12 protein-coding genes are annotated in these 11433 nt (G+C 67.6%); 4 read left to right on the forward strand and 8 right to left on the reverse strand.

Annotated features, from left to right (window positions below):
* Positions 1–124: 124 nt before the first annotated feature.
* From E1267_RS39035 to E1267_RS39065, 7 genes are all read right to left on the reverse strand, one after another.
* The gene (locus E1267_RS39035; protein WP_132340568.1) at positions 125–508 is read right to left on the reverse strand and encodes a thiopeptide-type bacteriocin biosynthesis protein; all 384 of its coding nucleotides are present in this window, start codon (positions 506–508) and stop codon (positions 125–127) included.
* A 50-nt stretch (positions 509–558) separates the two neighbouring features.
* Positions 559–1632, reverse strand: a complete 1074-nt coding sequence (locus tag E1267_RS39040) for a lanthionine synthetase C family protein (RefSeq protein ID WP_132340570.1) — start codon at positions 1630–1632, stop codon at positions 559–561.
* A complete protein-coding gene (locus E1267_RS39045) occupies positions 1629–3662 on the reverse strand; it encodes a lantibiotic dehydratase family protein (RefSeq protein WP_220449890.1) in 2034 nt (677 codons plus the stop codon). Before E1267_RS39045 ends, E1267_RS39040 begins: the two co-directional genes overlap by 4 nt.
* A gap of 79 nt (positions 3663–3741) precedes the next feature.
* Positions 3742–3912 carry an FxLD family lanthipeptide gene (locus tag E1267_RS39050; RefSeq protein WP_132340572.1) on the reverse strand — a complete coding sequence of 57 codons (171 nt, stop codon included), beginning with the start codon at positions 3910–3912 and terminating at the stop codon, positions 3742–3744.
* 12 nt (positions 3913–3924) lie between these two features.
* Positions 3925–5157, reverse strand: a complete 1233-nt coding sequence (gene fxlM / locus E1267_RS39055; RefSeq protein ID WP_132340586.1) for a methyltransferase, FxLD system — start codon at positions 5155–5157, stop codon at positions 3925–3927.
* Between the two features lie 559 nt (positions 5158–5716).
* On the reverse strand, positions 5717–6028 hold the full coding sequence (locus E1267_RS39060) for a hypothetical protein (RefSeq protein WP_132340574.1): 312 nt from the start codon (positions 6026–6028) through the stop codon (positions 5717–5719).
* Positions 6025–6516, reverse strand: coding sequence for a hypothetical protein (locus E1267_RS39065; RefSeq protein ID WP_132340576.1), 492 nt, complete (start codon positions 6514–6516; stop codon positions 6025–6027). Before E1267_RS39065 ends, E1267_RS39060 begins: the two co-directional genes overlap by 4 nt.
* 157 nt (positions 6517–6673) lie before the next feature.
* Here E1267_RS39065 and E1267_RS46945 point away from each other — a divergent pair, with 157 nt between their 5' ends.
* Genes E1267_RS46945 through cutA form a run of 3 tightly spaced genes read left to right on the forward strand, consistent with a single transcriptional unit; the run spans position 6674 to position 9553 of the window.
* Positions 6674–8461 (forward strand): ElyC/SanA/YdcF family protein, encoded by a 1788-nt coding sequence (locus tag E1267_RS46945; protein ID WP_246064550.1) that lies wholly within the window; start codon positions 6674–6676, stop codon positions 8459–8461.
* The gene (locus E1267_RS39075) at positions 8403–9191 is read left to right on the forward strand and encodes a WbqC family protein (RefSeq protein WP_132340578.1); all 789 of its coding nucleotides are present in this window, start codon (positions 8403–8405) and stop codon (positions 9189–9191) included. Before E1267_RS46945 ends, E1267_RS39075 begins: the two co-directional genes overlap by 59 nt.
* A 26-nt stretch (positions 9192–9217) precedes the next feature.
* A complete protein-coding gene (gene cutA / locus E1267_RS39080; protein WP_132340580.1) occupies positions 9218–9553 on the forward strand; it encodes a divalent-cation tolerance protein CutA in 336 nt (111 codons plus the stop codon).
* Here the strand turns inward: cutA and E1267_RS39085 are convergent.
* Positions 9516–10841, reverse strand: a complete 1326-nt coding sequence (locus tag E1267_RS39085) for an NsdA family TPR-like regulatory protein (RefSeq protein ID WP_484213949.1) — start codon at positions 10839–10841, stop codon at positions 9516–9518. The genes cutA and E1267_RS39085 overlap by 38 nt on opposite strands.
* Before the next feature lie 249 nt (positions 10842–11090).
* Here E1267_RS39085 and E1267_RS39090 point away from each other — a divergent pair.
* Positions 11091–11433: ATP-binding protein (locus E1267_RS39090; protein WP_165960044.1), on the forward strand; the 343-nt coding region annotated here is incomplete at its 3' end.

Genomic DNA, 11433 nt, shown 5'->3' on the forward strand with positions numbered 1-11433 from the left:
CCCGCTGCTGTTCACGTCGACACACCGTCACAATCCGTGACGAACATCAACTAAAGCCGTAGTATGAAGTCCAACGACCTGGCAACTTTCACAGAGCACCCCTGGTCAGATTCGCGAAGCGCCATCACAGCAGCACACAGCGTTCCCGGGCACCGCGATCGCCCGTTTCGGCCAGTGCGGCACGGCTGTCCGCGCAGAACACGTCGTGGGCGACATCCATGCCTTCTGGGCCGCCGAACGCTTCGATCTCCGGCTCGTAGATGCCGCCGACCCAGCCGCTGGCCAACTGGTCGGCGACGAGTCCGTCCAGCAGGTCTGCCACGGAACGTTCAGTGCGCAGCCGCAGCCCCGCGGCCTTTCGCAGGAAGTGGAACCGCTGGTCGTGCAGTGCGGACGACAGCGCCTGGGCAGCCTCCGGACTCACTCCGGCATCGCCTGGGAACGACACGCTGGCATGCCACCAACCCTTCTCGGCGGTGATCGGAAGGTCCTCGTCGTCGACGACCATGGTTGGGACGCTCCTTGTCAGTGGGTGATCGGATCGCGAGATTGGCAGGTTCAGGTGATCAGGAGCGCTCTGGTCCAGCCCGTGGTGTTCGTGCCGTCCAGCGCCAGTTGCGCGCCCGCCCGTCCTTCCATGAATCCCGGCTTGGACAGCCGATCCAGGTCAATAGTCAGGCTCTTGTTCAGCTCTTCGATGAGCGGCGAGTATCGGCCCGGAGCGGCGCTGTCGGAGGCGACGGCGCGGGCAATGGTCAGCAGGCCGGCCCAGCCATGGCAGAGTGAGGCATCGGTGACCCGACCAAGGCGGGCCCGATCGGTGAGGGCACCCACAACGGCGTTCTCTGCCGCGAGTCGGCGGGTCGGATCGCCCAGGGCGATCCCTGCTAGTTGCTGGGCGCGAGCGATGCCGAGCTCGCCGTAGCACCATGACGGTCGCGCGACCTGCGGCTTCGGCGGCTCAGGGGCAGACAGCTGGTCGCGAGTGGTCCAGTAGCAGCATCCGTACCGGTCCAGCCAGCGCACGCACACCTCGATGGCGTCATGCTGGCCCGGCACCTGAACACCGCACCGGACGGCGAAGGACAGCACCGCCAAAGGGCCGGCGATGCCGTGCGCGACGCCGTTGTTGCCGTGTCCGCCGATCAGCTCCTCGTCAGCGGGCCCACGGTCCGACCACCAGCCCGGTAGCTTCCGGCCTTCCATGCGGACCGGCTGGCAGAGGCAGACCAGGTAGGCCAGCACCTCCTTCAGGAGCGGTGAGTCGCCGTCACGCGCCAACAGCAGCGCGCCCAGCCCGGTCAACCCCCGGATGAGGTCAAACTCCGCAAGATGCGGAAGAGCCCCAGAAGCCTGCCGCCGATGCGCCGCGGCCAGTCGGGCGACCACCACACGGTCGACCGCGTCCCGCACGGCCCGATCGGCGAGACCGGCACGGCCGAGCACGAACTCCAGCGCAGGGGCGCCATGGAACAGCGACGCGTTGCCTCCGGCGCTGACGCCGCCCGCGACCGCCTGCCTAAGCTGCATTCGAGCGGATGCGACGTCACCCCGCTCGATGTGCAGCAGCGCCACCCCGAGCGCCCCCTCGGACAGATCCTGCGTCCTGAGTACGGTCGCCGTCGCCTTCATGAGCGTGCCTGCAGGGGGATGACGAGACCGTGGGCCCGGCCGCCGATCCAGCCATCGGCATGCGACGGCGGTGCCTCCTGCAGGACGGCCACACCGGTCGGACTGGCGACAAGGTGGGTGCGCAGGAGGTCCAAGTGCATGTCCTGGCGTAGATCGAGGGAAAGCTGCTGGTCGTCCTCGGTCAGAAGCACACGATCCGGCACGCCGACCCGGTCCATCCAGGCGTGAAGTTGTCCGGCCCACTCCTCCAGCGTCGCGGTACGGCAGGGCAGTTCCCGAGCCTGCAGCTTCCATCGTGCGGACACCAGGATCGAGCGCCGGTAGTGCAACGCCGGAGTGAACGGAAGGGCCCATGCGGCGCCCCAATCGAACCACGTCACCTGCGGAACTCCGGCCCGGCTGATCTCGGCGAGGAACCGGGCCAGAGGAGGGGTGTAGTTGTTCCACAGGAAGTTGATCGCGGTCGGTGCAAGCAACTCTAGATGCTTCCCTGTGGCGGCCTCGGCCAGATAGAGGCGGCCATCGCGGATGCCGACAGCCAGATCGGACGGGAACAGCACTCCCTTTCCGCGGTGCCGGAACTCCCCGACGCTGACCAGCCGGGGGAACACCTGCGGGGCACGGGTGAGCAGGTCGGCCTGGACGCGGCCGGCGTGGAAGGACAGCTGGACCAGCTCTGCGTCGGGCTCGACCGTGGGAAGGCCGGCGCACGCCGCGCCGGTCTGGGGGAACAGATGCCAGAAGCGGCCCGTCATCGAGCCGGCCGCCCGGGAGACGGTAGACAGCCGAAGACGGAAGTCCCCGCGCTCCAGTGCCTGCGTTGAGTCGGCCTGGACCTGCACGCACAGTTCGAGATGGGGCGGGACGACCGTACGCTTGCCCGCGGCAGCCTCCAGCCGCTCGATCATCGCGGCGGACAGGACCACCGATCGGCTGCCCTCGACAGCCGCCGTGCCGGCCATCTCAAGAAGGAGCCTGTCTCGTCGGGTCATGGGCCGGGGTGGCTCGAAGACCTGGCTGAATCCCTGGGGAAAGCCCAAGCCCTTGTCGGGATCGGTCACCAGCTCCAGCGGCACCTCGGCGCTCTCGCCGTAGCGGTCGGCGAACTGTTCTGCGTAGCGGCGCCATGCCGAGGTCCCGGCCGGGTACATAGCGAGCCGGGTCAGGACCGTCGCTGCGGTTTCCGCCTCTGTCACTACCGTGTGCGGGAGCCGCACTGTCGCGTCCAGCCGCAGGTCCGGTGCCGCCGCTCTGTTCTGGATCTCCCGCAGAGCGGCCGGCAGAGGGTCGGCTGGATCGACGACGGTGGCCGGCGCGCGCAGCGACGACCGCAGCAGCCGCACCCGCAGAAGCTCCACCAGCAGCCCGGCCCGGCGGCGCTCGTCCGTGTCAGGAAATTCGGCGGCGAGCTTGTCCGCAAGGGCCGAGTACCGGATGGGTGATCGGGCCGCGTCCAGCACCAGCGCGACTGCGGGCGTGACCGCGAGGGAGAATTCCGAGGCGCCCTCGGAGGGAACGTAGACGCGCCCGCCCCGTCGACGTGCCAGGTTGTTGAGACATACGTCGACGTCGGCCATCCGCTCGGCGTTCGCCTCCCAGTCGCTGATCGTCGCGTCCAGAGCTACCGGGTCGGGCCGGGCGGCAGCCCGGTGCCGCTCCCCGAAGTGGACCTCGGCCACGTCGCCGAACTCGATCAGTGCGACGCCCGCGAACAGGCCGTAAGGCGTCGAGCGGCGCGCGTACCTGATTGCGTACCGGGCGGTGGCCAACGCCGCCCGGCGCACCCGGCGTACCTTCGGAGAGTGCCCGTCGAGGATCGCCTGGACCCGGCGGGCCAGGTCCGGGCTGGCGCCGGACACCGCCTGCTGAAAGGCGTCATCAGCCCACACCGCGGCCAGCCACGAACGCCAGCGTTCGAGCGGCGCTGCGGGTCCAGGCCAGGGCGGCAGGTTCGGTCCGGTGAGGTTCGCCGCGGCGCGCAGCATCCCCTGGCCGGCACCTCGATACAGGCTGTGCCGTGAGCGCGTCATCACCCACACTCCGTTCTGATAGGAGGGCGAGGGCCTGAAGGCTCGGTTCCTCTGGCCCTCGCCGCCGGGCTGACCTGGACTACGAGGTGGTGCAGGCGCTCGGGCAGGAGCTCCCGCAGTTGTCGCCTGTGCTGCACATCAGCACTGTTTCGGTGGCCGGGGTGTTCTCGATGAAGGTGATGTCGAGCTGGAACGGGTCGTCAGCGTTGTCGGTGGCGGGGTCATGAGCGGTCGCCGTGGAGCTGGGCATGGGCCTTTCTCCTCACTGTGACGGGATGGGTGATGCCACCTGGCGGTGCGGAGGCGTGCCCGCATCCGGCCAGGAGATCGTGATGCGAGTGTGCTGCTTCGTGATGACCCCGCCCGCGGGCGGCACGTCGGCCGGGGCATCGACTGGCCAGACCGCGAAGCTCGGGCCGGGCCCGCCGCGGTAGTCGCGGTCCCAGACCTGGACATGCTCCACGATGGCTCGGGCGACTTCGCGGCCGTGTGGGCCATAGCCGTGTGCGCCGAACTCGACGATTCCCTCCCCGGCTGTCGGCCGGATGGACAGGTAGGCGAACGAGTCGTCCTGCGCTGTCGCGAAGGGGAACCAGCGGCCTCCCGCTTCGGAGACGATGCCGGGGTCTTCGCCACCAGGGGTGTTCACGGTCATATTGCAGAAGCCGGGCAGCGCCGTCGCCATCCACAGGGGCAGGTCGGGGAACGGCTCGGCACGAGTCACGGTCACCCCGGACCAGGCCGCCGCGGGCCGGCTGGCGAGAACGCCGTCCAGTGTGCGCGGTTCGGCAAGGTTGCCGTCATCGAACCGCAGCCCGACCTTGTCACCGTTCAGGAGCCGAACGTGCTCGTCGTGGGCGCCCGCGCCCTGCATGGGGACGAAGCCGCAGACCCCCTGCGAAAGGCTGACCAGGTGATCATTGATGCGTTCGAGAGCCAGAGAGCGGGTGATGCCCTTCATCCTCAGCGGGACGACGATTCTGCCGCTCTTGGCAAGCTGCTCGCGCCAGGCAGGAGGGATGTCCCACGCGCCCACAGTGACCATGATCCGGTCGTAGGGGGCGTTGTCCTTCCAACCGTGTTCGGCGTCGGCCGTGACGACCTGCACCTGCGGATACCCGGTGGCGTCCAGGCAGGCGCGGGCCCGGCTCGTCACGTCGGCGTCGATGTCCATGGTCGTGACCTGACCGGCCGGGCCGACCAATTCCGAAAGTAGGGATGCGAAGTAACCACCTGAGCCGACCTCCAGCACGCGCATCCCCTGACCGATGTCGGCCTGCACGAGCTGCATGGCCTGGATGTCGGGAGCGGACATGGTGGAGATCAGTGCGCCGTGTTGGCTGCGTTTGACTTCGACGATGTCCAGCGCGTACGCCGCCTCCGGCGTCACCTCGGGGGCGAAGAGGTGCCTGGGGACCTTACGGATCGCGGCCTCGACCGGCGCGGGGAGCGGGAATCCCCACTCTTCGCATCGGGCCGCTACGGCGGTAGTCATGGCGTCACGCAGCGGGGCGGCGTTCTGGCCGTCGTTGTCGGTCGTCACAGGCGGGGTCCCCTCCTCTTGGTCGTGATGGGCAACCGGTCGATGCTGGCTGCTGGTCTGCTCGGCCGGGAGCAGCCGCGCCGAGGAAGTCGTCAGGTTCTAGCCCTTGTCGGCGGCGCAGATGGTCGAAATGGTGTGCTGCGGCGAGCACGAGGTAGACATCGAGGGCCTGGCGGTAGAGGCCGCGTCTGGCCTCCTCATAGCTGCCCTCCTCGGCTTGGCGGAGGACGAAGTACTGGCCGCCCTCGGACGCCAACTCGAATCGGCCGCAGCATGAGGTGTAGGCGATCCGGAGAGTGCCGCCGTGGGCGACGTACGGCGACCACTCGAACGTGTCGGCCGTGTGGACGTCAGCTCGCCTCTCGTGGCGGGCAGGCTGTGTCATCTGCTGTCTCCGTGCTCGATTCGGCGCATGGGTGGTGCGGGCGATCGAGCGGTAACCCGCGAACGGGCTCCGTCAGCGGGTGTCGGGCTGCGGACGGGGACCTCTGACAGCCCACGCCCTGTCTGATCATCTGGCCGTTCCCTTTTGTGAGCCGGAAGGCGATTCCCGGGCAGCGTCAGTGGATAGGTCGCGGGTGAGACCCGGCTGGGTCTTCCACTGCGTCTGGATCGCGTCGCCCATGAGGCGCAGCAACTCCTCTGGGTGCTCAGCCTCGACTCTGATACCGCCCTGGGCACATGGGCCTCTGTAGAAGGCGACGAGGGAGCGGCCGTAGGGCGAGTACATCAGCCACCAGTCGGGAAGGCGACGCTGGAGGCTCTCCACGTATCCCCTCCCCACCTGATCAGCGAGGGTGTCGCTCTCGTTGGTCAAGATCATGTTGTTCTCCGGATGGAACATCGGAAAGGATGCAGGGCGGGCTCGGCCAGGCCGCCAGGTAGGTGGTTATCGTGCGGACAGCGGCAGCCGGTCCGGCAACGGCACAGCACATGAGCGCGGACGTGGCGCTGCAGCAGTCGCCCGGCGGAGGCGCCGCGAACGAGGAACAGGCGCACTCCAATGGCGCCTATCTGTTCTCTACGTCGGGCAGCGAGATGCTTCTCGCCCAGATGGCCGGCGGTCGGTAGGACCACTCCATAAGCGCTGGACAAGGTGAGGACGTCCAGCAGTCCCGTGAACGCCGAGTCGTCACCGGGTTTGCCTTCGCGATCCCTGAAGATGTCGCAGAGCTGCAGTTCATGCTGGTCGCAGTATTGGGCCAGCGTCACCGTGAGAGCGGCGTAACGCTCAGGTGTCGAGCGGCGCGGCCGCAGGTATCCGTAGACGATGGGGCCGTCCACTGGGTGCTGCTCGGTGAGTGTCGACACGGTAGCCGTCCTTATGGTGGTGGGGGGTGATGGCCTGCTCTTCGAGCATGGACAGCCCAGGCCCGGCTGGATACGACCCGCTGTCGCACTTCCGTTGCACTTCCGTAGTCTCTTGGTGCCTCTGCGTGCTTCCATGGCCGTGGAAGGGAGCAACGACGTGACGACCGTGCATGAGTGGACCGGCCTCGAAGCGCATGCACTACGTCTTGCTCTGCGGATGAGCGTGCGCGTGTTCGCCCAGCACCTCGGCGTTGCTCCTCGCACCGTGGCCAAGTGGAATCAACTGGGCTCTGCCACCCGGCCACGCCCCGACACCCAGGCCATCCTGGACACCGCGCTGGCACGCGCGGACTCGGCCACCCACCTGCGATTCGAGACCCTGCTCCTGGAGCTGGGCCAAGACGCCGATCAAGGGCTACGAGTCACCCGCGTGGGACCACGCGCATGGGACTACGAGACGTGGACGGACGACCTCGACCGGGTCGTCGTCGCGCTCAGCCGACAGAGCTTCAACTACGCTGCCGACCTGCTGAACCGATGGCTCGCCCGCTACGACCCACACGCTCTGGACGACAAGGGCCTGTACCTGTTCGCACGGTCGACGACGCTGCTGGGTGACCTCCAGCGTGACCAGGGCGCAGTCGCCGGCCCTCTGTCCGCTCGCCGTTCCTATCTCAACGCGCGCTCGATCTACGGCCAGCTCGACATCCCTCGCCGTATCGCTCAGCTGGACCTGTCACTGGCGGTGGTCACAGAGATGTCGGGTGGGTTGGACGAGGCCGCCAGGGAGTATGAGGCGCTTGCTGTGGATGACCGGCTCTCGCCGCGCGACCGGACGCGAGCCCGGCTGTGGGTCGGGACCGCCTTGAGCAAGAACGACAGGAACGACTATGCCGCCCGGCTGATGACGACGGCCATCCGCGAGTTCGAGAGCCTCGGGGAGCCCGAGGACTGGTCCGTCGCGCACCAAAAGCTCGCCCTGGCCCACCGTGGCGCCGGGAATCTTCCGGAGGCCCTACGCCTCATCGATCTCGCCCGTGCCACTGCGGTCACCGACGCGCCCATGCAACGGGTCCGGCTGGAGACGGCTTACGGGCACATCCTGCTTTCTGACCGGGCCACCGTGGATGATGGGCTGATGATCCTCGACCGTGCCGCACGCGAGGCCGCGCAGCACGGGCTCGCGCACCAATTGCGCAGTATCGAGGGCATCCAGCAGACCATCCAGAGGGAGAACGAGCGGCTCCCTCTGCCACGGCGATCAGGGAGCAGCCAAGTGAGCGTCAAGCAGCAGGCCATCACCGACGAACAGTGGCGGCACGCCCGCACCATCTGGGACTACCACCAGATGCACCACGACCTGCGCCGGTGCGATGTGGCCATCGGCCTGGGCAGCCACGACCTGGGCGTAGCACGCGCGGCCGTCGACCTGTACCGTGCCGGGTGGTTCCCGCTGCTCGTTTTCTCCGGCGCCACGAGCCCCACCACCGCCACCCGCTTTCCACGTGGCGAGGCCGTTCACTACCGCGAGCACGCGCTGGAACTCGGCATGCCCGACGAGACGATCCTGCTGGAGCCTAACGCCACCAACACCGGCCAGAACATCGCACTGTCACATCAGGTGCTGGCCGACGCCGGCATCGAGCCCTGTTCGGTACTCCTGATCTCCAAGCCGTACATGGAGCGCCGGGCGTACGCCACAGCACGGAAGGTATGGCCCGAGGTCGAGGTGGTGTGCGCCTCCGAGCCGCTTGTGCTGAACGACTACGTCAGCTCGATCGGTGATCCAAAGCTGGTCATCGACATGCTCGTTGGAGATCTGCAGCGCGTGATCCAGTATCCCAAGCTTGGCTACGCCATCGAACAGCCCGTCCCGGGAGAGGTCCATGACGCCTACCAATCTCTTGTCCGCGCCGGGTTCGACAGCAGGCTCCTCACGTCCTGAATCACCGGACGGCGAGGTGTGCGCCATCCACCAGCCCAACCTCTTCCCCCGGCTCTCGACGCTGGCCAAGCTGTTTACTGCCGACTACTGGATCGTCCTGGACGACGTGCAGTTCGCCCGACGCGACTATCAGCACCGCACGCGTGTTGCCTCGCTCGACGGCTTGGGGAAGACACATTGGCTCTCCATCGCCACCCACCTGCCTCATGGCCGCGCCACCTCCATCCGCGGAGCACGTCTGGCCGATTCTGCACGCTGCCGCCGCCGCGTTGCCCAGCTTCTCGCCGACCATTACCGGCACAGCGCCCACTGGCCGGCGTTCAAGAAGCGGCTCGAACCCGTGCTGGCCACCTTCGAGAGCACAGATCGGCTGGCGGACGTGACGGAGGCGTCCGCGCGCCTGCTGCTGGATGAGGTCGGCTGGCGGGGGCGGATCCTGCACAGCAGCGATCTGCTCGCGCGTGGCGAGCGATCCCAGCGGCTGGCAGACCTCGCGTGGCTGACCGGCGCGCGGACCTATCTGTGCGGGACAGGGGGCATGCGGTACCTGAACCCTTCCGCATTTCGGGTTCACTCGATCGAGGTCCTCCCGTTCCAGACCCTCGCCACGGGCATCTGGGCAACCGCCCGGGAAGTGAGCGCAGTGCATGCCCTGATGCTCGTCGGGCCGCGTGCCATGCGGCGCGAGCTGGAGGAACTGCGTGGACGCGTACTGGCAGGAAGTCCCTGACTTTGGAGGACCTACGCTCAGGAGCTATGACCCGCCATGTCGAGGTTCACGTGACCGCAGGAAGTCGTGAGGAGGCCGAGCGTATCGTCAACGCTGCGGTCGTAAGCCGAGCGGCGGCCGGCGCCCAGACCAGCGGCCCGATCGTGTCCGCCTACTGGTGGAAGGGGGAGATCCAGCGCAGTGAGGAGTACTTGATCCTCATGAAGACCGCCGCGGACCGGCTCGATGACCTCGTCGAGCTCATCAAGGAGGCCCACTTGTACGAGACCCCGGAGATCGTGGCCATCCCCATTGAGGGCGGCCTCGCCGGCTATCTGAGCTGGATCACTGAAGAGACGGCTGTTTCCGCGAAGCGCGAGTAGCGGCGTACTCGGTGTGGAACTCCCGGGCGACCTGAGCTCGTGAAAGCATGAGCTCCGCGGCGACGTTGTCGAGACGCTCCCAGCCGAGAGGGAAGTCCATCGCGCTTGTGGCGTCGAGTGCGGATCGCGCGGAGTCGACGGCTTCGGTGACGTCTCTGAGGCGGTGTTGCGCGAGCGCCATCTCAGCCTTGACGACACACAGCTTCTTGACTTCGGTCGTCGGTCCGAGGTGCAGCGCGATCTCCTCCATGGCGGTGGCGGAGTCGTCGTGGCGCCGGAGCCGCGAGTAGACGGTCAAACTCATGGACGCGAAGCGCCCCGGGTCGAGGAAGCACGTCCATGGACGGGCGTTGATGTCCGCGCCCGCGTAGACGTCCACCACTTCGCGGATCGAGTTCAAGGCGCCACGGTGGTCGCCGAGGAGCGCTCCCTCCTCGGCGTGGCGGGCCAGCAACCATGCCCGCGTCGCGGGATCGCCCTCGCCGATCTGGTCGAGCCCTTGCTGGATGAGCCGGGTGCTTTGAGCGCTGTTCCTGCCTGCCATGTACGAGCGGTACCCGGTCATGCAGGCGGCGATCGAGACGTCGTTGGTGTGCTTCGCGGCGACGTTGGCCAGGCGGGTGTGTGCGGCCGTCATGTGCGCGTTCCCCTGCTCCCAGGCGAACCATGCGGCCAGGATAGCGCTTTCTCCGGCCACCACCGCCAGCCGACGCCGGTGGTCGTCCGGCAGACCGCTTTCCAGCAGGGCGCTTACCTCGTTCAGGTGGCTGATCAGCGCCGGATAGAGGGACTTGGCGGGAATGTGTTCTTCGAGGCGGTGGAAGCCTCGGGTCCGGTGTTCGAGGTGAGCGATCGTCGTGCTGTCCGGCCTGTGATTTCCGGCCAGGGCGCGCAGCAGCCGCTGGGCGGGGTCGAGTGCCGCGCCCACTGCGGCGGTCGCGGCCAGATGCAGGACGGTTCGGCGGTCCACGCGCAGGTTGAGCCTTCCTACGGTCCAGGCCAGGGCCATGTGGTCACTGGGTATTTCGGTCGGTTCTGTCGTCGGCTCCGGGTTCCGGGTCCATACACGTCGGTAGAGCTCGGCGTACACCGGGCCTGGCTGGTGAGTGCCGGCCTCGTGAAAGCGGATCTCCCGGATGATCGAGCTTCGGCTCGGCAGGGTCGCACGGGTTCGGGGGTCGGCCGCGAGCTCGAGTTGGCGGGCCAGTTCGTTCTGGCTCCAGCACCGGTGGAGCCGCTTGGCACGGATGTCCTCCGCCCAGTTCGGCCTGACGCCATTTTCGCTCATTCTCGATCACCTGTGTGCCGGTAGGCGGGGGTTCTCCTGCAACCTCCTCCAGTCTCTTCCTGACGGCGCCCGTTTCGCAGGTGTTCGCTTTCAGTAATCAGTTCAGTACGCATTGGGGCATCCCCGTTTCTGCGAGCAGCCCCCGCTTGTACTGGACGGCTTGACCCCTGATACGGAGTCGAGCGCCGATAGGGGCCCGTGGCATCCGTCCGGATGCGACGGCCAACGACCACAGGAGGAACGCCGCGAATGATCGCAGCGACGAACCCGCAGAAACGACAGGAACGGACGCGCTCGCCCGAGCGGATGATGTGGCGGTGCGTGTTCCCCGGGCATACCGACCAGGTCCGTCAGGCGCGGCGCATGGTCGAGGCGCTGTTCGCCGGAACGGGGCGCGAGAACGACGCCGGGCTCATCGTGTCCGAGCTCGCGACCAACACCCTGCTGCACACCCGGTCCGGCCAGGTAGGAGGCTGGTTCGGGGTGGAGATCCGCCTCCCTGACGACGGCCCTGCCTACCTGGGGGTCTATGACCTCGGTGGAGCCGGGATCCCGCAGATCAAGCGGCAGCGGGTAGTGCAGGAGGAGAGGG

This window comes from Nonomuraea longispora (assembly GCF_004348345.1).
GTDB lineage: Bacteria > Actinomycetota > Actinomycetes > Streptosporangiales > Streptosporangiaceae > Nonomuraea > Nonomuraea longispora.

Excerpts from the sequence above, each read along its gene's own strand:
- E1267_RS39035 (WP_132340568.1), bottom strand. The coding sequence starts at position 508 with ATGGTCGTCGACGACGAGGACCTTCCGATCACCGCCGAGAAGGGTTGG.
- E1267_RS39040 (WP_132340570.1), bottom strand. The coding sequence starts at position 1,632 with ATGAAGGCGACGGCGACCGTACTCAGGACGCAGGATCTGTCCGAGGGG.
- E1267_RS39045 (WP_220449890.1), bottom strand. The coding sequence starts at position 3,662 with ATGACGCGCTCACGGCACAGCCTGTATCGAGGTGCCGGCCAGGGGATG.
- E1267_RS39050 (WP_132340572.1), bottom strand. The coding sequence starts at position 3,912 with ATGCCCAGCTCCACGGCGACCGCTCATGACCCCGCCACCGACAACGCT.
- fxlM (WP_132340586.1), bottom strand. The coding sequence starts at position 5,157 with ATGACTACCGCCGTAGCGGCCCGATGCGAAGAGTGGGGATTCCCGCTC.
- E1267_RS39060 (WP_132340574.1), bottom strand. The coding sequence starts at position 6,028 with ATGATCTTGACCAACGAGAGCGACACCCTCGCTGATCAGGTGGGGAGG.
- E1267_RS39075 (WP_132340578.1), top strand. The coding sequence starts at position 8,403 with ATGACGCCTACCAATCTCTTGTCCGCGCCGGGTTCGACAGCAGGCTCC.
- cutA (WP_132340580.1), top strand. The coding sequence starts at position 9,218 with ATGACCCGCCATGTCGAGGTTCACGTGACCGCAGGAAGTCGTGAGGAG.
- E1267_RS39085 (WP_484213949.1), bottom strand. The coding sequence starts at position 10,841 with ATGAGCGAAAATGGCGTCAGGCCGAACTGGGCGGAGGACATCCGTGCC.